Origin of the sequence: Streptomyces sp. CBMA291 (assembly GCF_014596525.1) — a bacterium.
Taxonomy (GTDB): domain Bacteria; phylum Actinomycetota; class Actinomycetes; order Streptomycetales; family Streptomycetaceae; genus Streptomyces.
Map to the genome: position 1 here is coordinate 1 of NZ_MSJP01000014.1, position 20,287 is coordinate 20,287.

Annotated in this window: 17 protein-coding genes; 7 read left to right on the plus strand and 10 right to left on the minus strand. The window is 73.4% G+C overall.

Features of this window, described 5'->3' with window-relative positions:
* Positions 1-221, plus strand: a 221-nt coding sequence (locus BU197_RS30235; protein ID WP_223184045.1) for a hypothetical protein, incomplete at its 5' end; no start/stop codon positions are given.
* A 400-nt stretch (positions 222-621) separates the two neighbouring features.
* Positions 622-1,620 (plus strand): tryptophan--tRNA ligase, encoded by a 999-nt coding sequence (gene trpS / locus BU197_RS03845; protein WP_188266751.1) that lies wholly within the window; start codon positions 622-624, stop codon positions 1,618-1,620.
* Here trpS and BU197_RS03850 read toward each other — a convergent pair.
* Positions 1,587-2,630: a GlxA family transcriptional regulator gene (locus BU197_RS03850; RefSeq protein ID WP_188266752.1), complete on the minus strand. Its 1,044-nt coding sequence runs from the start codon at positions 2,628-2,630 to the stop codon at positions 1,587-1,589. The two genes, trpS and BU197_RS03850, sit on opposite strands and share 34 nt — an antisense overlap.
* Before the next feature lie 44 nt (positions 2,631-2,674).
* Between BU197_RS03850 and BU197_RS03855 the strand changes: the two genes are divergently transcribed.
* Positions 2,675-3,277 (plus strand): cysteine hydrolase family protein, encoded by a 603-nt coding sequence (locus BU197_RS03855; protein WP_188266753.1) that lies wholly within the window; start codon positions 2,675-2,677, stop codon positions 3,275-3,277.
* 89 nt (positions 3,278-3,366) lie between these two features.
* On the opposite strand, the gene proC is transcribed toward BU197_RS03855, so the two are convergent.
* From proC to BU197_RS03875, 4 genes are all read right to left on the minus strand, one after another.
* Positions 3,367-4,176 carry a pyrroline-5-carboxylate reductase gene (gene proC / locus BU197_RS03860; protein ID WP_188266754.1) on the minus strand — a complete coding sequence of 270 codons (810 nt, stop codon included), beginning with the start codon at positions 4,174-4,176 and terminating at the stop codon, positions 3,367-3,369.
* 317 nt (positions 4,177-4,493) lie between these two features.
* Positions 4,494-5,597, minus strand: a complete 1,104-nt coding sequence (locus BU197_RS03865) for an NAD(P)/FAD-dependent oxidoreductase (RefSeq protein WP_188266755.1) — start codon at positions 5,595-5,597, stop codon at positions 4,494-4,496.
* A 111-nt stretch (positions 5,598-5,708) separates the two neighbouring features.
* Entirely contained in the window at positions 5,709-6,248 is a 540-nt protein-coding gene (locus BU197_RS03870) for a hypothetical protein (protein ID WP_188266756.1), read from the minus strand.
* A 35-nt stretch (positions 6,249-6,283) separates the two neighbouring features.
* Positions 6,284-6,622 (minus strand): SH3 domain-containing protein, encoded by a 339-nt coding sequence (locus tag BU197_RS03875; protein ID WP_188266757.1) that lies wholly within the window; start codon positions 6,620-6,622, stop codon positions 6,284-6,286.
* A gap of 158 nt (positions 6,623-6,780) precedes the next feature.
* On the opposite strand from BU197_RS03875, the gene BU197_RS03880 reads away from it, so the two are divergent.
* Positions 6,781-8,955 carry a protein kinase domain-containing protein gene (locus tag BU197_RS03880; RefSeq protein WP_188266758.1) on the plus strand — a complete coding sequence of 725 codons (2,175 nt, stop codon included), beginning with the start codon at positions 6,781-6,783 and terminating at the stop codon, positions 8,953-8,955.
* A 222-nt stretch (positions 8,956-9,177) separates the two neighbouring features.
* On the opposite strand, the gene ilvD is transcribed toward BU197_RS03880, so the two are convergent.
* From ilvD to BU197_RS03895, 3 genes are all read right to left on the minus strand, one after another.
* Positions 9,178-11,031: a dihydroxy-acid dehydratase gene (ilvD, locus tag BU197_RS03885; RefSeq protein ID WP_188266759.1), complete on the minus strand. Its 1,854-nt coding sequence runs from the start codon at positions 11,029-11,031 to the stop codon at positions 9,178-9,180.
* 248 nt (positions 11,032-11,279) lie between these two features.
* Positions 11,280-12,110, minus strand: coding sequence for a sugar phosphate isomerase/epimerase family protein (locus BU197_RS03890; protein ID WP_188266760.1), 831 nt, complete (start codon positions 12,108-12,110; stop codon positions 11,280-11,282).
* 331 nt (positions 12,111-12,441) lie between these two features.
* On the minus strand, positions 12,442-13,374 hold the full coding sequence (locus BU197_RS03895) for a Ppx/GppA phosphatase family protein (RefSeq protein ID WP_188266761.1): 933 nt from the start codon (positions 13,372-13,374) through the stop codon (positions 12,442-12,444).
* 94 nt (positions 13,375-13,468) lie between these two features.
* Between BU197_RS03895 and BU197_RS03900 the strand changes: the two genes are divergently transcribed.
* Positions 13,469-14,287, plus strand: a complete 819-nt coding sequence (locus BU197_RS03900) for a hypothetical protein (protein ID WP_411158436.1) — start codon at positions 13,469-13,471, stop codon at positions 14,285-14,287.
* A gap of 117 nt (positions 14,288-14,404) precedes the next feature.
* Here BU197_RS03900 and BU197_RS03905 read toward each other — a convergent pair whose 3' ends face one another.
* A complete protein-coding gene (locus BU197_RS03905; RefSeq protein ID WP_188266763.1) occupies positions 14,405-16,231 on the minus strand; it encodes a sigma-70 family RNA polymerase sigma factor in 1,827 nt (608 codons plus the stop codon).
* 420 nt (positions 16,232-16,651) lie between these two features.
* Between BU197_RS03905 and radA the strand changes: the two genes are divergently transcribed.
* Entirely contained in the window at positions 16,652-18,055 is a 1,404-nt protein-coding gene (radA, locus tag BU197_RS03910) for a DNA repair protein RadA (protein ID WP_188266764.1), read from the plus strand.
* Positions 18,056-18,214: 159 nt separating this feature from the next.
* Positions 18,215-19,339, plus strand: a complete 1,125-nt coding sequence (disA, locus tag BU197_RS03915) for a DNA integrity scanning diadenylate cyclase DisA (protein WP_188266765.1) — start codon at positions 18,215-18,217, stop codon at positions 19,337-19,339.
* Between the two features lie 94 nt (positions 19,340-19,433).
* On the opposite strand, the gene BU197_RS03920 is transcribed toward disA, so the two are convergent.
* The gene (locus tag BU197_RS03920; RefSeq protein WP_188266766.1) at positions 19,434-20,261 is read right to left on the minus strand and encodes a hypothetical protein; all 828 of its coding nucleotides are present in this window, start codon (positions 20,259-20,261) and stop codon (positions 19,434-19,436) included.
* Between the last annotated feature and the right edge of the window lie 26 nt (positions 20,262-20,287).

The following is a 20,287-nucleotide window of genomic DNA, read 5'->3' on the forward strand; positions in this document are numbered from 1 at the left end:
ACCTCGACCATCCGAAGATGGACGGGGTATCAACTAATCTGGCGTTGATTTTTGGCACGCTGTTGAGTTCTCAAGGTGCGGACGCTTCCTTCGTTCCTGTTTCCAGGCCCTCCGGGCGCTTCCTTCGTTTCCGACTCTATCAGATCCTTTCGGCGTCTGATTCCCAGTCAGCGGGATTTGTCTTTCCGGCTGTTGGGCCGTTCCGACGAGTGAGACTTTAGCGGATTCCTTGCCCCGACGCTAATCGGTGGCTGCGTCCGAACTTCGAACGCGAATTCCTTCATTTCACAAAAACACACAGAAAGCAGAACGGAACGACAAAGCCCCGTCGGCTTCTGCGGATCTTGCGGAATGGCTGTCCGGGGCCGACCGGAGTCGGTGCTCACGTCGGACAACTCGGAGAACACTACGGACGCTGGTATCTCCTGTCAACCCCGAGCCCCAGGGCGTACGCTCTGCCCCATGACTACGCATGCGCACACCACCCAGTGGTGGGCCGCCTGACGGCGGCCCGCACCCACGCATGCACCACGCGGCCGCCGCTTCGGCGGCCGTTCGCGTATCCCCCTCCGGGAGCCGGCCGTCGGATCGGCGGTCAGGAGAAGAGGGAGAACGAACGCGATGACCAGGATCTTCAGCGGGGTCAAGCCCACCGGGCATCTGACGCTGGGCAACTACCTCGGAGCCGTACGCCGGTGGGTCGAGGTCGATCAGCACCGGGCGGAGTCGCTCTTCAGCGTCGTCGACCTGCACGCGCTGACCGTGGAGCACGACCCGGCGCGGGTGCGTCGGCTCAGTCGGCAGGCGGCGACGCTGCTGCTCGCGGCGGGGCTCGACCCGGAGCTGTGCACCGTCTTCGTACAGAGTCATGTGGACGAGCACGCGCGGCTCTCGTATCTGCTGGAGTGCGTGGCCACCGACGGTGAGCTGCGGCGGATGATCCAGTACAAGGAGAAGAGCGTCCAGGCGCGGGACTCCGGGCAGGGGGTGCGGCTCTCCCTGCTGACGTATCCGGTGCTGATGGCGGCGGACATCCTGGCCTACGGGGCGGACGAGGTGCCCGTGGGCGAGGACCAGACGCAGCACGTGGAGCTGACCCGGGACCTGGCGGTGCGGTTCAACCAGCGGTACGGGCACACCTTCGCGGTGCCCCGGGCGGTCCGGCCCGAGGTGGCGGCGCGGGTCATGGATCTTCAGGACCCCACGTCGAAGATGGGGAAGTCCCATGTCGACGGGGCGGGGATCGTCTATCTGCTCGACGACGCGGAGACCGTGCGGCGCAAGATCATGCGGGCGGTCACCGACAGCGGTCGAAACGTGGAGTACGACCGGGACGTCAAGCCGGGAATCGCAAATCTACTCGATCTGATGGCAGCGGCGACCGATGCGCATCCTGCGGATCTGGCGGGGGCATACGGATCGTACGGAGCGTTGAAGAAGGACACGGCGGATGCGGTCGTCGAACTGCTGAGGCCCTTGCGCGAGCGGCATGCCGCGTTGGCGGCGGACCCCGGCTTCGTTGATCAGGTGCTGAAGGACGGGGCCGAACGGGCCCGTGCCATGGCGCGTCCGTTGGTGGACCAGGCCTACCGGGCGATCGGGTTGCTGCCTGCCGGGTGACGGAACGCGTTGCGGTAGTCGCGTGGGCTGGTGGCGAGGTGCGAGGCGAAGTGCTGGCGCATCGTGACCTCGCTGCCGAAGCCCGCGCGGCGGGCCACCTCGGGGAGGGGGTGGTCGGTGAGTTCGAGGAGTTTCTGAGCGGCTGCGACGCGCTGGGTGATGAGCCAGTGCAGGGGGGTGGTGCCGGTGGTGGCGTGGAAGTGGCGGGCGAAGGAGCGGGGCGACATGCCGGCGCGGGCGGCGAGGGTCGCGACCGTGTGCGGCTCGTCGAGGTGGGCGAGGGCGTGGGCGCGGACGGCGGCGAGGGCGTCGGCGTCCCGGTCGGCGCGGGGAGTGGGGTGCTCGATGAACTGGGCCTGGGTGCCGGTGCGGAAGGGGGCGGTGACCATCGAGCGGGCGATCGCGGCGGCGGCTTCGGCGCCGTGGGCCGTGCGGACGAGGTGGAGGCAGAGGTCGATGCCCGCTGCGGTGCCTGCGGAGGTCCAGATGCCGGTGTCCTCGACGAAGAGCGCGTCGGGTTCGACCCGGACCGCCGGATACCGGGCGGCGAGGGTTCCGGCGAGGTGCCAGTGGGTGACGGCGCGGCGCCCGTCGAGGAGTCCGGCGCGGGCCAGGACGAAGGCGCCGGCGCAGAGCGAGGCGACGGGGATGCCCCTGTCGTGGGCGTGGCGGAGGGCTTCGAGGACCGGGGCGGGGATGTCGTCGTCGGGGTCCTCGACGCCGGGGACGAGGACGAGGTCGGTGGGGGCGAGTCCGTCGAGCCAGTCGAGGGTGCGGTCGGGGGTGAGGGTGAGGCCGCCGCGCAAGGGGACGGGGGCGTCGGGGTCGGCCGCGGCCCGGTGGAGTTCGAAGGGCGGGACGCCTCTGAGGGTGCGGTCGCTGCCCCAGACCTCGGTGATGACGGAGACGTCGAAGGCGCGGATGCCGGGGAAGGAGAGGAGGGCCACGCGCTGGGGGCGGGGTGTGGGGGTGGACGGCACGTGTGGCAGTAAATCATCGATCGCTGGCATTCGCCCTCCTGGGCGTGAGGTGCGCACGGAGGAAGGATCGGAGCATGGAGAACGCAGGGAACATCGCGGGGAACGCGGCGCTGGTCGTCATCGACGTGCAGCAGGGCTTCGAGGAGGAGTACTGGGGGAGGCGGGACAACCCGGCGGCCGAGGGGAACATCGCGGCCCTGATCGACCTGTGGCAGGAGACGGGTCGGCCGGTCGTCTTCGTGCGGCACGACTCGGTGGGGGCGGGGTCGCCGCTGCGGTCCGGTTACGAGGGGAACGCGTTCAAGGACTTCGTGGAGGAGCGGCGCGGGAAGGGGGACGGGCCGGAGCTGCTGGTGACGAAGAGTGTGAACTCCGCCTTCTACGGCGAGCCGTCGCTCGACGCGTGGCTGAAGGGTCGGGACATCGGGCAGATCGTGATCGTCGGGATCCAGACCAACATGTGCAACGAGACGACGGCCCGGATGGGCGGGAACCTCGGGTACGAGGTGCTGTTCCCGCTGGACGCGATGCACACCTTCGACCTGGCGGGGCCGTTCGGCTGGTCGCAGTCGGCGGAGGAGCTGACCCGGGCGACGGCGGTGTCGCTGCACGGGGGGCGGTTCGCCCGGGTCGTGACCACGGAGGACGTCCTGAAGGGCGCGGCGGGCGCGCGGTAGGCGTCCGGCGGGGGCGCTTCGGTGGGCTGGTGTCGGCGGTCGCGAGGCGGCCGGGGGCGGTGGCGGGGCCGGTGCCTCGGCCGGTGGCGTCAGCTGGTGCCGGAGGCGAGTTCGCGGCTGCGGTCGCGGGCGGCTTCGAGGGCGGCGATCAGGGCCGCGCGGACGCCGTGGTTCTCCAGTTCCCTGATGGCGCTGATGGTGGTGCCCGCCGGGGAGGTGACGGCCTCGCGGAGCTTGACGGGGTGCTCGCCGCTGTCGCGGAGCATCACGGCGGCGCCGATGGCCGCCTGGACGATGAGGTCGTGGGCCTGGGCGCGGGGCAGCCCGAGGAGGATGCCCGCGTCGGTCATGGCCTCGACGAGGAAGTAGAAGTACGCGGGGCCCGAGCCGGAGAGGGCGGTGGCCGCGTCCTGCTGGGACTCGGGGACGCGGAGCGTCTTGCCGACCCCGCCGAAGATCTCCTCGGTGTGGGCGAGGTGGGCCGGGGTGGCGTGGCTGCCGGCGGAGATGACGGACATGCCCTCGTCGACGAGGACGGGCGTGTTCGGCATGACGCGGACGACGGGGGTGCCGGTGGTCAGGCGGTCCTCGATGAAGGAGGTGGGGATGCCCGCGGCGGCGCTGACGACCAGACGGTCGGTGGTGACGTGCGGGGCGAGTTCGTCGAGGAGGCGGCCCATGTCCTGGGGCTTGACGGCCAGGATGAGGGTGTCGGCGCGCTTGGCGGCCTCGGCGTTGGTGACGGTCTCGACGCCGTAGCGGGCGCGGAGTTCCTCGGCGCGCTCGGTGCGGCGGGTGGTGACCAGAAGGTTCGAGGGGCGCCAGCCCGCGCGGATCATGCCGCTGAGGAGCGCTTCACCGATCTTGCCGGTGCCGAGGACTGCGACGGTCTTGGTCATGGCTCTGTTCACCTCGCCGGAGGGGGTACGTGCCGTCATCCTCGCATCGGCGGGTGGAATGGTGTGCGGCCGTCCGAGGGTCGGGCACGCGGTGGGGTGTCCGGTGCGCCGGACGCCCCTGGGGGACGGTGCTTCCCAGGGGCGGGTTTTCCCGGCGGGGCTCGGCGGGTCGGAGGCGGGAGGGGCGGAGGCCGACGGGTTAGGGCTCTCAGGTGCGAGGCCGGGGCTTTCGGCGGGTCGGGGCCTTCGGGTGCGAGGCCGGGGCTCTCGGCGGGGCGGGGCCCTCGGGTGCGGGGACTGGGGGCGGGGCTTCGGGGTCAGAGGCGCTTGGCCGAGCGGCGGATGTACCAGGTGGCGCCGCGGACCACGAGTTCCTTGAAGGTCGCCGCCGCGCGGCCGGTGAGGAGACGGTCGCGGGGCGAGTCGTCAGGGTGGACGAACTGGATGAGGCCTTCCTTCCGGCCCAGGCTGACGCACTGGAAGCGGTATCCGAAGGCGAGCGGCTCGGGTTCCTCGCCGCGCAGCTCCCGGATGATCGAGTCGGCGGTGTGGGTGCCCGTGGGCAGGGCGGTGGCACAGGCCATGCGCAGTTCGGTGGCCGCGTCGGGGTGGGCGGCGGCGCCCGCGTCGCCGGGGACGTACACCTCCGGGTGGGAGGTCGAGCGCAGCGAGGTGTCGACGGCGATCCGGCCCGAGGGGGCGAGGGCGAGTCCGGCGGAGACGGCGAGTTCGGTGTTCGGGACGAAGGAGGTGGCCCAGACCACGATGTCGGCGTCCACCTCGTCGGGGGTCGCGTACCGCCGGCCCTCCTCCACGCGAGCGCCCCGCTGCTGGAGGACCCGGTGGACGTGGGCGGCGCCGCGCGGGGAGAGACCCGCGCCGACCCGGCCTCCGGTGAGGAGACGCACCCGGGTGCCGAGCGGGCGGTGGGTCTCGGCGAGTTCGGCGGCCATCTCGATGCCGGTGAGGCCGCCGCCGACGACGGCCACCGAGCCGGGCCGGTCCCGCAGGCGCAGATGGAGCGCACCGGCGGTCTCCGCCGTGTAGGCGCGGGGCTCTCCGGTCGTGGTGGGCGGGGCGGTGCGGCTGCCGAGGGCGTAGACCAGCCGGTCGTACGGGAGTCGGCGGCCGTCGTCGGTGGTGACCTGCCGGGCGGTGGTGTCGATGGCGGTGGCGCGGGCGGGGATGTGCTCGATGCCGGTGCGGTGGAGGAAGGCGGAGAGGGGGTGGGTCACGTCGGGTCGTCCGGCGGCCTTCTCGTGGAAGCGGACGCGTTCGGTGAAGTGGTCGGCGGGGTCGACGAGGGTGACCCGGGCGTGTGGGCCGACGCGGAGGGCGGTGATCAGCCCGGCGTATCCGGCGCCGAGGACGAGGACACGGTGGGTGGGGTGGCCGGGGCGGCGGTGCGATGTCGTCTTCATGCCCGAGGGACGAGGGCGGGGTGCCGGAATGTGACATCGGCGCGGGGATTTCCTCGGGAGGGGGCGGGGGCCCGGTCCTGCTCCGCTCGTGGCCGTCTCGGTCCCGGCGGGTTACTTGCGCTTCGGCTTCTTGCGGGTGGCCGGGTTGCCCGTGCGGTGGGAGCGGCGCTTCTCGTACTGGGTGCGGGCCGTCTCGTACTCGGCGCGCAGGAGCTTCTCGCCGGGGGCCTCGACGAGGCAGCGGATGCCGTAGGCGAGGAGGGAGCCGATGAAGCCGATCGCCTTGAGGCTGCGCAGGGACTCCTCGCGGGCCGGGTCGGCGGGGCGGCGCTGGAAGCCGTCCCAGGTCCGGACGAAGGCGATGGCGGTGCAGACCGCGAACATGAGGACGACGAGGACGTTGACGAAGCCGCCGACGTTCGCGATCTGGAGGCCCTCGTAGCCGAAGCGCAGGACGAAGCCGGCCGCGACGACGGCGACGAACGAGGCGGCGGCCAGGCCGAGGCGGCGGGCCGTGTAGTGGTTCTCGTGGTCGACCCAGCTGGTGCCGAAGTGGCGGATCTCCTCGGGCAGCGGGCCGGCGGGGGTGCCGCCGGCCCGGCCCTCGTCCTTGCCGCCTGCCGTGCCGGGGGTCTGCTCGTCGTCGCTCACGAGGTCGATTATCCCCTGGCCCTCGGCGGAAGGCCTCAGGCGCAGCGGGCGGCGACGAAGCCGTCGCTGCCCGTGTGCACATAGGAGTCGGAGATGTACTGGCCTGCGGCGACGCAGTCCCAGATCCGGGTGGTGCCGTACGGGCCGGTGACCCACTCGCCGTACACCTGGCAGGAGATCGTGACGGTGGCGCCTGCGGCCAGCTGGCGGACGACCGCGTACTGGGTGCCGGGGCCCGAGCGTACGTTCACCCGGTAGCCCGGGGCGGTCGCGTAGCGCACGGCCGCCGCGACGGCCGCCATGCCCTGTGGGCCCGCCGGGTCCGGTGCCGGTGTCCGGTCGGTCCTCGTCGTGTCGTTTTCTTCGGTGTCCATCTGTTCCTCCCCCGTGTGGCGCAAAGCGCTCCGCTGAGTTTCACTCTCCGCGACGCGCAGGCTAGCAAGCCCCACCGACTTCGCCGGGGTCATGGACTAGGCTCCGTCGGGTCGCGCAGGGCGCGTGAGGGTGACGGGGAATCACACGGGGGTGGGCGATGCCACCGTTGCGCGGGACGGGCTCCGAGCGGGAAGCGGAGGAGCCCGAATACGCGGGCGACTACCGGCTTCAGGCGAATCTGGGCGCCGGTGGCATGGGGGTCGTGCATCTCGCGTCCTCGGCCTCGGGGCTGCGGCTCGCGGTCAAGGTCGTGCACGCACGGTATGCGGAGGACCCCGAGTTCAGGGCGCGTTTCCGCCAGGAGGTCGCGGCGGCCCGCCGGGTCAGCGGGGCCTTCACCGCGCCGGTCGTCGACGCCGACCCCGATGCCGTACGCCCCTGGATGGCCACCCTCTACGTCCCCGGGCCGACCCTCGCGGACCAGGTGAAGCGGAACGGGCCGCTGTCCCCCGCCGAGCTGCGCAGGCTCACCGCCGGGCTCGCGGAGGCCCTCCGCGACATCCACCGGGCCGGAGTCGTCCACCGCGACCTCAAGCCGAGCAACGTCCTGCTCTCCGACACCGGGCCCAAGGTCATCGACTTCGGCATCTCCCGGCCCCTCGACAGCGATCTGCACACCGAGACCGGCAAGCTCATCGGCTCGCCGCCGTTCATGGCGCCCGAGCAGTTCCAGCGGCCGAGGGAGGTCGGCCCCGCGGCCGATGTGTTCGCGCTCGGCTCCGTGCTCGTGCACGCGGCGACCGGGCACGGGCCGTTCGACTCGGACAGCCCGTACATCGTGGCGTACCAGGTGGTGCACGACGAGCCGGATCTGGCGGGCGTCCCCGAGGACCTCGCGCCGCTCGTCGCGCGCTGCCTCGCCAAGGAGCCCGCCGAGCGGCCCACCCCGGCCGAGATCATGACGGCGCTGCTTCCGCCCTCGTACGCGGCGGAGGCCTTCATGCCGACGCAGCGGCGGCGGCCCGCCCTGCCCGAAGGCCACGACACCCCGGCCGGCTCCGGCACCCCGGGGGCCTCCTGGGACGCGGACACCCCGGTCCGGGGCGCCGTGCCCGCCCCGCCGCCCCGGCGTCTCGCCCGGCTCCGCCCGCGTCTGACGCTCGCCGTCGTCGCCGCGCTCGCACTGGCCGGGGCCGGGCTCTACACCGCCCTGACCCCGAAGGAGCACGGGCCGACGGCGGCGCCCACCCGGCCCGGTCAGGTCGCCACCGCCTTCGCAGGCTGGCGGACCGCGCTCCAGAAGCACGGGACGATCGCCGCGCCCGCCTGCGCGCACGGCGGCGGCGCGCTGTACTGCACCGCCCGGGGCGTCGCGGTCGCCCGGCTCGACCCGGTGACGGGGCGGGTCGTCTGGTCGCGGACCGTCCCGGCCGAGGGCGAGCCGCCGGGCATGCCGTTCCTCCTCTCCCCCGGTCTGGTCGGCGCCGCCCCGGCGATCGGTCCGCTGCGCGCCTACGCCGCGGGGAACGGCACTCCCGGCTGGACGGCGGAGCCGCCGGGCGCGCCCGAGCTGCCCCGGCCCGCCGGGGACGCCGTGGTCCTGGCCGACGGTCTGGGCGGGATCCGGGCCGTCGAGGGGAGCGGCGGGAAGGAGCTGTGGCGGCACGGTCTGCGCGGCTTCGGGCTGCCGCAGCCGGGGCCGTACGACGGCCCGTCGGGGCTGATGGCGGTCTCCGAGGTCGCGGACGACGGCTCTCGCACCCGGGTTGGCGAGTTCCGTCCGGGGACCGGCGAGGTGGTCTGGCGGCGGGATCTGGACGGGGACCTCGACCCGCTGGGCCGTACGGGGGATGGCTCGCTGGTGCTCGGCTCGCGTTACCAGGGCTCGCTGCTCGACGCGCTGGTCCTGTCGGGGCCCGAGGGCGGCGCGGTCCGCCGGGTCGCGCTGCCCTACCGGATCGACGTCCGGGGGGTCGCGGTGCGCGGCGCGGTCGTCCATCTGCTCGACGCGAACGGGCGGCTGACCGCGATCGACACGGCGGCGGACGGCGGCGGGGTGCGGTGGGAGCTGGAGACCGGCGCCGGAAACGTGTCCACGCCGGTCCTCGGGCCGGGCGAGCGGCTGTACTTCTCCGTCCAGGACGGGCGGCTGATCGCCGTGGACACCGCGCGCGGCACGCTGATCGGCCAGACCCGGCCGAGGCTGCTTGACGGACACCTGGAGTACGCGCCGTTCGTGCCCCCGCCGCTGGTCGTCGGCGACCGGGTGTTCGGCACGGCGCCGGACGGCTCGGTCTTCGCGGTGGACGCGCGCGACCCGTCGAGCTGGTAGCCGACGGGTTCCGGGCGTACGACGGAGGGGTTCGGGCGTACGGCGAAGGTTCCGTGCGTACGGCGAAGGGGGCGGGACCGGGGGTGCTTCCCGGTCCCGCCCCCTTCGGCTTCTCCTTCTTGCCGACCGGACCAGCCCAGCCCAAGCCGATCCAAGCCGATCCAATCCAGCCCGGACCGGATCGGCTCAGGTCAGGTCAGGTCGGTCCGAGCCGGGTTCGGCTCAGCCCAGCCTGGTCACGTCGCGCACCGCGCCCTTGTCCGCGCTGGTCGCCATCGCCGCGTACGCGCGGAGTGCCGCCGACACCTTGCGCTGCCGGTTCTTCGGCTCGTACACGCCGTTCAGGGCGGTCCGGCGGGCGGCCAGGGTCTCCTCGTCGACGAGGAGTTCGATCGAGCGGTTCGGAATGTCGATGCGGATGCGGTCGCCGTCCTCGACGAGGGCGATGGTGCCGCCCGAGGCCGCCTCCGGCGAGGCGTGGCCGATGGACAGGCCCGACGTACCGCCGGAGAAACGTCCGTCGGTGACCAGGGCGCAGGTCTTGCCCAGTCCCCGGCCCTTGAGGAAGGAGGTCGGGTAGAGCATCTCCTGCATGCCGGGGCCGCCACGCGGGCCCTCGTAGCGGATGACGACCACGTCGCCGTCCTTGACCTGCTTGTTGAGGATCTTCTCGACGGCCTCGTCCTGCGATTCGCAGACCACGGCCGGGCCCTCGAAGGTCCAGATCGCCTCGTCGACGCCGGCGGTCTTCACGACAGAGCCGTCGACGGCGAGGTTGCCGTACAGGACGGCGAGACCGCCGTCCTTGGAGTACGCGTGGGCCGCGTCGCGGATGCAGCCGCCGGCCGCGTCCGTGTCGAGGGAGTCCCAGCGCTCGGACTGCGAGAAGGCGGTCGCCGAGCGGACGCAGCCGGGGGCCGCGTGCCACAGCTCGACGGCTTCCTCGGTCGGGGAGCCGCCGCGCACGTCCCAGGCGCCGAGCCACTCCTTGACGGAGCGGGAGTGGACGGTGTGGACGTCCTCGTTGAGGAGACCGGCGCGGTACAGCTCGCCGAGGATGGCGGGGATGCCGCCGGCCCGGTGCACGTCCTCCATGTAGTACGTACGGTCCTTGGCGACGTTCGGCGCGACCTTGGCCAGGCAGGGGACCCGGCGGGAGACCTCGTCCATGTCCGGCAGGCCGTACTCCAGCTCGGCTTCCTGGGCGGCGGCGAGCAGGTGCAGGATCGTGTTGGTCGAGCCGCCCATGGCGATGTCGAGGGCCATCGCGTTCTCGAAGGCGGCGCGGGTGGCGATGGAGCGCGGCAGGACGGAGTCGTCGTCCTCGTCGTAGTGGCGGCGGGTGATCTCGACGACCGTGCGCGCCGCGTTCTCGTACAGCGCCTTGCGGGCGGTGTGGGTGGCGAGGACCGAGCCGTTGCCGGGGAGGGAGAGGCCGATGGCCTCGGTCAGGCAGTTCATCGAGTTGGCGGTGAACATGCCGGAACAGGAGCCGCAGGTCGGGCAGGCGTTCTCCTCGATGCGGGCGATGTCCTCGTCCGAGATCTTCGGGTTCACCGCGTCGGAGATCGCGTCGACCAGGTCGAGCGTGCGGACCGAGCCGTCGACGAGGGTCGCGCGGCCGGACTCCATGGGGCCGCCGGAGACGAAGACCGTGGGGATGTTGAGGCGCAGGGCGGCCATCAGCATGCCCGGGGTGATCTTGTCGCAGTTGGAGATGCAGATCAGGGCGTCGGCGCAGTGGGCCTCGACCATGTACTCGACGCTGTCCGCGATCAGGTCGCGGGAGGGCAGCGAGTAGAGCATGCCGCCGTGGCCCATCGCGATGCCGTCGTCGACGGCGATCGTGTTGAACTCGCGGGGGATGGCCCCTGCGGCGGTGATCGCCTCGGAGACGATCCGGCCGACCGGCTGGAGGTGGGTGTGGCCGGGGACGAACTCCGTGAAGGAGTTGGCGACCGCGATGATCGGCTTCCGGCCGATGTCCGCGCCGGGTACCCCGGAGGCGCGCATCAGGGCGCGGGCGCCCGCCATGTTGCGGCCGTGGGTGACAGTGCGGGACCTCAGCTCGGGCATGGTCGCTCGCTCCTCAGAGACGGGTGTGCTTGCCGTCGAGCGTACGCCTCCGGACCAGAATTTGGACAGTCCGTCCGTCATACGGACGGATTTCAGGGATGTACGGGGGTTGGTCTCGGGGGCGTACGGGGGCGGGGCTCAGGGGCGCGTACGGGGGCGGGGCAGGGGCGCGTACGGGGTGACTCACGCCCCTGTCGGGGTGCCCTTCCCTGGGGCGGCCCGCAGGAAGGAGGGCCGTACGGTCGCGGTCACGTGAGCCGGGAGGGGCGGCCGGGGGCGGGGGCGAGGTGGAGGCGGGCGAAGGCGAGGGCGTCCGCGAGGTCGGCCTCCCGCTCTGCGGCCGACATCGCGCGCCGGGTGTTGACCTCGATGACGACGTGCCCGTCGAAGCCGGTGAGGGCCAGCCGCTCCAGGAGTTCGGCGCAGGGCTGGGTGCCGCGCCCCGGGACCAGGTGCTCGTCCTTGGCCGAGCCCTTGCCGTCGGCGAGGTGGACGTGGCCGAGGCGGTCGCCCATGCGGTCGACCATGGCGAGGGCGTCGGTGCGGGCGGTCGCGGTGTGCGAGAGGTCGACGGTGAAGTGCCGGTAGTCGTCCTTGGTGACGTCCCACTCGGGGGCGTAAGCGAGCATCTCGCGGTCCTTGTACCGCCACGGGTACATGTTCTCGACGGCGAACCGTACGTCGGTCTCGTCCGCCATCCGCCAGATGCCCGTCACGAAGTCCTTGGCGTACTGGCGCTGCCAGCGGAACGGCGGGTGGACCACGACCGTCGACGCGCCGAGCCGCTCGGCCGCCGACCGGGCGCGCTGGAGCTTGACCCACGGGTCGGTGGACCAGACGCGCTGGGTGATGAGGAGGCAGGGGGCGTGCACGGCGAGGACCGGGACGCCGTGGTAGTCGGAGAGGCGGCGGAGGGCTTCGATGTCCTGGCTGACCGGGTCGGTCCACACCATGACCTCGACGCCGTCGTAACCGAGGCGCGCGGCGATCTCGAAGGCCGTCGCCGTCGACTCGGGGTAGACCGAGGCCGTCGACAGGGCGACCTTCGCCTCCGGTCCGCGCGCCACTGGTTCTGCCACGGGGACAGGGTACGGGGCGGGCCGGGGCGCCGGGGGTGGATCCGGTCAGGGGGCGTACGACCGGCTTGCGGAGGGGGCGCGGGGGCGCGGCCGGGACCGGCAGTCGGTACCCGCACCCGGGACCCGGCAGTCGGCAGTCGGCATGGCACCCGGCGCTATGGCGCCAGGGCCTCACGCCGTCGCGGCCTCGTGACGCCGGGACCCGACGCCGTCACGGCCTCGCGACGGAAGGGCCTCATGTCAGCGCGGCCTCATGGCGCAGGTCCTTCCGCACTCACGCCCTTCCGCACTCACACCCTGCCGCCCTCACGGCCTCACGCCCCTCCCGGCCTCACGCCGTCGGCAAGTGGTCCAGGCGCCGCAGGATGACGCCCTCGCGCAGGGCCCAGGGGCAGATCTCCAGCTGTTCCACGCCCAGCAGGTCCATCGCGCCCTCGGCGACCAGCGCGCCCGCGAGGAGTTGGGCGGAGCGGCCCTCGGAGACGCCCGGGAGGGCGGCGCGCTCGGGTGCCGTCATGGCGGCCAGGCGCGGGACCCACTCCTCCAGGGACTTGCGGGTCAGGCGGCGCTGGACGTAGAGGCCCTCGCCCGAGCCGGGCGCACCGGCGATCCTCGCCAGCTGCTTGAAGGTCTTGGAGGTGGCGACGACGTGGTCGGGCCGCCCGGAGCGGCTGAAGTCGCCGACCGTACGGGCGATGGCCGCGCGGACATGGCGGCGCAGCGCCTTCACGTCGGCGGCGTCGGCCGGGTCGCGGGGAAGCCAGCCCGCGGTGAGCCGGCCCGCGCCGAGCGGCAGCGAGACCGCCGTGTCCGGGTCCTCGTCCATGCCGTACGCGACTTCGAGGGAGCCGCCGCCGATGTCGAGGAGGAGGAGCTTTCCGGCGGACCAGCCGAGCCAGCGGCGGGCGGCGAGGAAGGTGAGCCGGGCCTCCTCCCCGCCGCTGAGGACCTGGAGGTCGACGCCCGTCGCCTCCTTCACGCGCGCGAGGACGGCGTCGGCGTTGCTGGCCTCGCGGACGGCCGAGGTCGCGAACGGCAGCACTTCCTCGCAGCCCTTGTCCTCGGCGGCGAGCAGCGCGCCCTGGACGGTCGCGATGAGCCGGTCGACCCCGCCGGGCGCGATCGCGCCCCGCTCGTCGAGCAGCTCGGCCAGCCTCAGCTCCGCCTTGTGGGAGTGGGCGGGCAGCGGGCGGGCGCCCGGGTGGGCGTCCACCACCAGGAAGTGCACCGTGTTCGAACCGACGTCGAGGACTCCGAGTCTCATGGGCGGAACGGTACTGCGCCCGCCCGCATACGCTGGACTTGTGCCAAAGACGAAGAAGGCGAAGCCGGACAGGAACAGCGGCGGCGACGCGGACGTGAAGGTTTCCGGGCCCGTGAAGGGCGGCGGGAAGCGGGGCAAGGGCGGGGAGCCGGACGAGAAGGGGCTCGACTTCGCGCGCGCGTGGGTCGAGTTTCCCGATCCGGCCGACGAGGAACAGGTCTTCCGCTGTGACCTGACCTGGCTGACCTCGCGCTGGACCTGTGTCTTCGGCAGCGGCTGCCAGGGCATCCAGGCGGGCCGTGCCGACGACGGCTGCTGCACGCTCGGCGCGCATTTCTCCGACAAGGACGACGAGAAGCGGGTCGCGTCGCATGTGGCACGGCTCACACCGGACCTGTGGCAGTTCCACGACGTCGGCACCGCATCGGGCTGGACCCAGGTCGACGAGGACGGCGACCGGCAGACCCGCCGCTGGGAGGGCTCCTGCATCTTCCAGAACCGCCCCGGCTTCGCGGGCGGCGCGGGCTGCTCGCTGCACATCCTGGCCCTGAAGGAGGGCCGGGAGCCGCTGGAGACCAAGCCGGACGTCTGCTGGCAGCTGCCGGTGCGCCGGACGTACGACTGGATCGAGCGGCCGGACGACACCCGGGTCCTCCAGGTGTCGATCGGCGAGTACGACCGCAGGGGCTGGGGCCCCGGCGGCCACGACCTGCACTGGTGGTGCACCTCGGCCACCTCGGCGCACGGCGCAGGGGAGCCGGTCTACGTCACATACCGGCCCGAGCTGATCGAGATGATGGGCGAGCAGGCGTACGAGACGCTCGTCGGGCTCTGCGAGGCGCGGCTCTCCTCTGCGCTGCCGCTCGTGGCCCCGCACCCGGCCGACCCGACGCCGAAGCGCAAGAAGCAGTAACCGCTCCGCGACGGACCGGACCCCCGCTTCGGGCGGATGCACGAGGGGCCCTTGCGGACGCTCCGGTGAGGGCCCCGGAGCGGACCCGGTGCCGCCCAGGCCGTCACCGGGCCCGGCTCACGAAGACGTCGGGTGGGGTTCCTCCGTCATCGAGGGCGTCGGTTCCGGCGTGGCCAGGGCCGGTGCCGGGGCCGGTGTCGTGGGCGGAGGCTGTTCCGACGCGGGCGGCGGGGTGTCCGCCTCGGCCGGAGGCGGGCTCGTCGGCGGGGTGGCCGGGTCGGCGGGCCGGGTCGTGGGCGGGGCCGTCGGTTCCGCCGTGGACGGCTTCGCCGGTCTCGTCGGCCGCGCCGCGGCGGCGGGCGGCCCGGTCGGCCTCGGGGGCCGGAGGGCGTACGGCAGGACCGGGGGATCGGCCTGCGGGACCGGCTCGCCCTGCCCGTGGATCCTGATCACCGCCCCCGAGGGGTTCACCCCGAGCCGCGCGCTCCAGGCGTCCCGGGGTTCGCGCGCCCGGTCGACGCGGACGGCGACCGTGACCGTGGCGCCCGGCCGGAGCGTTCCCGAGGCCCGGCTGACGTACAGCCAGGGCGCGTCCGTCCACAGCGACCAGGCGACGGGCGCGCGCCCCCCTGCGGTGAGCGTGAGCAGGGTGAGGCCGTTCTGGCTGCGGGCGTCCGCGATGATCCAGCCCGTCGCGGGTCCGTCGGGGCGGGAGGTGGCCGTGGGGCCGGTGGGGCCGCCGGGGCTGAGGACCTCGACGGAAAGGCCGGGGGCGCGGCTGGCCCGGGTGAACCGGGGGTCGGGGCCGGTGCGTCCGCCGCCCGGCCTGTCGTGGGCGTCGTCGGCGTCCCTGTAGGGGTGCCTGCCGGTGACGGCCGGGCCGTCGGCCTCGCGGGCGCTGATCCGGTGCCCCTCCGCGCCGGTCCGGTCGGCGCCGGGGGCGGACCGGTAGGAGGTCCACAGGGCGAGGACGGGCGCGGCGACCACGGCGGCGACCACGGTGGTGGTGACCGCGCGGGCCCGCAGGCGTCCTCGGCGGGCGACATGGTCCTTGGGGGCCATGGGGAACCCGGTCGGCGCGAAGCGCGGGGCCCCGGCACGCGCGCGGGGGACATGCAGCATCGCCAGGTACGCGGCGGCCCTGGGCGCCTCCACGAGCGGCAGCGAGACCGCGGGCAGGGCCCCGGTGCCCGGCCAGGGGCTCGTGGCGCCCACCCGCTCGGCGGTCCTGCGGCAGAGCGGGCAGTCGTCGACGTGCCGGACGAGTTCGGCGCGCAGCGCGGCCGACAGGAGCGGCCGCTGGTCGCCGGTGAGCCGGGCGACGGTGGGACAGTCGCCGGTCTCGACGACGGCGAGGGCGGCGCGGGTCCGTTCGACCTCACAGCCCGCGGTGGCGAGGAGTTCGCGGGCGGCCACCGGATCGAGGGCGAGGACGGCGGCGACCTGATGGGGGTCGAGGCCGTGCCGGACGGCGAGTTCGAGGGCTTCGCGCTGCTCGGGGGTGGTGCCCGCGGCCTCGGGCCAGGCGAGCCTGGCGAGTTCGGCGCGGCGGCGCTCGGCGGTTTCCTCGGGGATACGGGGCGGCTCGGGCGGGGTGACGGCGGGGCGGCCCGTGTGGGCGCCCTGCCGTCGGCCGCGCTGCTCGCCGAGGCTGCGGAGGCAGGCCCAGCGGGCGAGGGCGTACAGCCAGGCCGTGCGCCCCTCCTCGTCGGCGGGACCCCGGGCATGGTGGCGCTCGGCGACGGCCAGGACGTCGGCGAGGACGACGGTGGCCGTGTCGTGGTCGCAGAGCACGGAGAGGCAGTACGTGAAGAGGCCGTCGAGAACGGCCTCGTAGCGTCCGGGGGGCCGGCGGCCGGTCCTGTGCGCGCCCCGGTCCACGACGGGGTGCGCCCGGTGTGCGCCGGTGGTGCGTACGGGGGAATGCAGCCTGCTGCTCGTCACCGGACGACCGTAGGCACCCTGGGGGCGCTCTTCGTACCGGTCGAGGACTTCTCATTCGTACGGGTGAAGCTATCGCTCGAAAGGGGACAGGAAGGCGGGGTTCCTCTGCCGGGTGGGTGAGCGGCGGGGGTCCCCTGGAGGGATGAGGGACGGGGCCCCGGGGGGCGCTTTTCGGGTGAGGCGTCGGCTTGACGGGCGGGTGTTGCCGGGGGCTGGGCGGGGCGGGGGTGCTTGGCGGGCGAGTGCCTTGCCTGGGCGGGGGCGCTTGTGGAGGCGGGGGCCTCTGGTGGGGGGACCCCCACGGTGGGGGCCCCATGGCGGGGGGGGAGACCCCACGGCGGGGCCCCCTGGGAGGGGACGTCCTCCCCCGGCGCCGCGAGGCCGGGCCCGTTGTCAGTGGGGGCCGCTACCGTGGGCTTCATGGCTGCCCGTACGAAATCGACCAAGGACCGGCCGTCCTACCGCTGCACCGAGTGCGGCTGGCAGACGGCCAAGTGGCTCGGCCGCTGCCCCGAATGCCAGGCCTGGGGGACGGTCGAGGAGTACGGCGCGCCCGCCGTCCGCACGACCGCCGCGGGCCGGGTCTCCACCGCCGCCGTTCCCATCGGGCAGGTGGACGGACGGCAGGCGACCGCCCGTTCCACCGGCGTCGACGAGCTGGACCGGGTCCTCGGCGGGGGACTCGTGCCCGGCGCCGTCGTGCTGCTCGCGGGCGAGCCGGGCGTCGGCAAGTCCACGCTGCTGCTCGACGTGGCGGCCAAGGCGGCCAGCGACGAGCACCGCACGCTGTACGTCACGGGCGAGGAGTCGGCGAGCCAGGTCCGGCTGCGCGCCGACCGGATCGGTGCGCTCAGCGACCATCTGTATCTGGCGGCGGAGACCGATCTGTCGGCCGTCCTCGGTCATCTGGACGCCGTGAAGCCCTCCCTGCTGATCATGGACTCGGTGCAGACCGTCGCCTCTCCCGAGATCGACGGCGCGCCCGGCGGCATGGCCCAGGTCCGCGAGGTCGCCGGGGCGCTCATCCGGGCGTCCAAGGAGCGCGGCATGGCGACGCTGCTCGTCGGCCACGTCACCAAGGACGGGGCCATCGCGGGTCCCCGGCTCCTGGAGCACCTGGTCGACGTCGTCCTGAGCTTCGAGGGCGACCGGCACGCGCGGCTGCGGCTGGTCCGGGGCGTGAAGAACCGGTACGGGGCGACGGACGAGGTCGGCTGCTTCGAGCTGCACGACGAGGGGATCACCGGGCTCGCCGACCCCTCCGGGCTTTTCCTGACCCGGCGTGACGTGGCCGTGCCCGGCACCTGTCTGACGGTGACCCTGGAGGGCCGCAGACCGCTCGTGGCGGAGGTGCAGGCGCTGACCGTGGACTCGCAGATCCCGTCGCCCCGGCGGACCACCTCGGGGCTTGAGACCTCCCGGGTCTCGATGATGCTGGCGGTGCTCGAACAGCGCGGGCGGATCAGCGCGCTGGGCAAGCGGGACATCTACAGCGCGACCGTGGGCGGGGTGAGGCTCACCGAGCCCGCCGCCGATCTGGCCGTGGCGCTCGCGCTCGCCTCGGCGGCGAGCGACACCCCGCTGCCGAAGAACCTGGTCGCGATCGGCGAGGTCGGACTCGCGGGCGAGGTCCGGCGGGTGACGGGTGTGCAGCGGCGCCTCGCCGAGGCGCACCGGCTCGGTTTCACGCACGCGCTGGTGCCCACGGACCCGGGCAAGGTACCGGCGGGCATGAAGGTCACGGAGGTCGCGGACATGGGCGACGCCCTGCGGGTCCTGCCCCGCAGCCGCCGCGCCAAGGCTCCGGAGTCGGCGGAGGGGTGACGGGTCCCGTGCGCTTCGCACGGACGGGAAGGGTTTGGGGCGGGTCAGGGCGGGGACCCCTTTCGGACCACCCGTGATCGGTCGGGGGCGGAGGGCGGCGGGGTGGTGTCGCTAGACTTTGCCCTGGTCTCGCCCATCCGTACGAGCCGGAGGAGTGCAGTGGCAGCCAAGGACGGGGCAGCAGCTCCCGGAAAGTCCGGCGCGGGCTCCGGCAACGAAGCGCTGATGCGCGCCGCCCTGAGCGCGGTCGCGCCCGGCACCGCGCTGCGCGACGGACTGGAGCGGATCCTCCGGGGCAATACGGGCGGGCTCATCGTGCTCGGTCTGGACAAGACGGTCGATTCGATGTGCACGGGCGGTTTCGTGCTGGATGTCGAGTTCGCCGCCACCCGGCTGCGCGAGCTGTGCAAGCTCGACGGCGCCCTCGTACTCGACAAGGACATCACCAAGATCCACCGCGCGGGTGTCCAGCTGGTGCCGGACGCCTCCATCCCCACCGAGGAGACCGGCACCCGCCACCGCACCGCGGACCGGGTCTCCAAGCAGTGCAACTTCCCGGTCGTCTCCGTCTCGCAGTCCATGCGCCTGATCGCGCTGTACGTGAACGGGGAGCGCCGGGTCCTGGAGGAGTCGGCGGCGATCCTGTCCCGCGCCAACCAGGCGCTCGCCACCCTTGAGCGGTACAAGCTGCGGCTCGACGAGGTGGCCGGCACGCTCTCCGCCCTGGAGATCGAGGACCTGGTCACGGTCCGGGACGTCACCGCCGTCGCCCAGCGCCTGGAGATGGTCCGCCGGATCGCGACCGAGATCGCCGAGTACGTCGTCGAGCTGGGCACGGACGGGCGGCTGCTCTCGCTCCAGCTGGACGAGTTGATCGCGGGCGTGGAGCCGGAGCGCGAGCTGGTGGTCCGGGACTACGTGCCCGAGCCGACGGCGAAGCGTTCGCGGACGGTCACGGAGGCGCTCACCGAGCTGGACGCGCTCTCCCACACCGAGCTGCTGGAACTGCCCGTCGTGGCGCGGGCCCTGGGGTACAGCGGTTCGCCGGAGACATTGGACTCGGCCGTCTCGCCGCGCGGTTACCGGCTGCTGGCCAAGGTGCCGAGGCTGCCGGGAGCCATCATCGAGCGTCTGGTGGAGCACTTCGGCGGGCTACAGAAGCTGCTCGCGGCGAGCGTGGACGACCTCCAGGCGGTCGACGGCGTCGGCGAGGCTCGGGCCCGCAGCGTCCGCGAGGGCCTGTCCCGGCTCGCGGAGTCCTCGATCCTGGAGCGGTACGTGTAGTCCGCCGGACACGAGTGAGGGAGGGGGCTTCCGGATGTCCGGAAGCCCCCTCCCTCGTCTTCCGCCCGCGCCCGCGGGGCCGCGCGCCCGGGTGTCAGTCCTTCGCCAGGCTGAACGACGCCGGGAGCACCTTCATGCCCGGCATGGTCGCCTCCACCAGATAGGTGTCGGGGCCCGTCGGGACCGAGCTTCGGGTGCAGCGCGGGTCGCTGCGCTTCCGGTCCCAGTCCACGGTGTGGGTGACGGTCGAGTGCGCGGGCAGGCGCAGCAGGACGGGGGCGGCCTCGGCGGGGCAGTCCGCGGTGGACCAGACCTCGTCGTCCTTGCTGTCACTGATGGTCAGGACCGCGTTGCGGGGCCCGAAATCGGCCTTGCAGTCCGTGCTTGAGGTGTTCTTGGCGGCGAGCAGGAAGCGGGGCTTCTCGCCCGCCTCGTACCGGACCTTGCTGCTGCGCAGGGACAACTGGAGCGCGGCGGGGGTGCAGTTGGGGAGCGGGGAGTCGGCCGGGACCCGCCGGCCCGCGCCGGTGCCCGCGCCGCCGTCGCCGCCCGCGCCGTCCGTGTCGCCGTTCTTGCCGGTGCCGTCGGCCGTACCGGCGTCGGTGCCGCCGCTCGCGCCCGGCTCCGGAGTGGCGGTGCCGTCGCCCGCGTCCGACTCGTCCCGGCCACCGGGCTGTTGGCTGATGGCCTTGCCGGTGCCGGAGGGGCCCGGGGTGATCGAGGGCAGGGCGGGGGACGCGGTGGAGGAGGGGGCGACACCGCCGTTGGCTGCGTCGTTCGTCTTCTTCCCGTCACCGCGACTGGAGGCCAGGGCCCAGACGCCGAGCAGCGTCAGAAGCGCCGCCAGGCACGCCGCCACCGCCCTCCGTCGCCAGTAGATGGTGGAGGGAAGCGGCCCGACCGGATTGCGCAAAGATCCCACGCCCCGAACCTTACGAGAGATCCGGG

Bases quoted from the DNA above. Each gene is read 5' to 3' on its own strand.
- BU197_RS03855 (WP_188266753.1), top strand. From the start codon at position 2,675: ATGGAGAACGCAGGGAACATCGCGGGGAACGCGGCGCTGGTCGTCATC.
- ilvD (WP_188266759.1), bottom strand. From the start codon at position 11,031: ATGCCCGAGCTGAGGTCCCGCACTGTCACCCACGGCCGCAACATGGCG.
- radA (WP_188266764.1), top strand. From the start codon at position 16,652: ATGGCTGCCCGTACGAAATCGACCAAGGACCGGCCGTCCTACCGCTGC.
- BU197_RS03850 (WP_188266752.1), bottom strand. From the start codon at position 2,630: ATGCCAGCGATCGATGATTTACTGCCACACGTGCCGTCCACCCCCACA.
- BU197_RS03880 (WP_188266758.1), top strand. From the start codon at position 6,781: ATGCCACCGTTGCGCGGGACGGGCTCCGAGCGGGAAGCGGAGGAGCCC.
- BU197_RS03875 (WP_188266757.1), bottom strand. From the start codon at position 6,622: ATGGACACCGAAGAAAACGACACGACGAGGACCGACCGGACACCGGCA.
- trpS (WP_188266751.1), top strand. From the start codon at position 622: ATGACCAGGATCTTCAGCGGGGTCAAGCCCACCGGGCATCTGACGCTG.
- proC (WP_188266754.1), bottom strand. From the start codon at position 4,176: ATGACCAAGACCGTCGCAGTCCTCGGCACCGGCAAGATCGGTGAAGCG.
- BU197_RS03865 (WP_188266755.1), bottom strand. From the start codon at position 5,597: ATGAAGACGACATCGCACCGCCGCCCCGGCCACCCCACCCACCGTGTC.
- BU197_RS03895 (WP_188266761.1), bottom strand. From the start codon at position 13,374: ATGAGACTCGGAGTCCTCGACGTCGGTTCGAACACGGTGCACTTCCTG.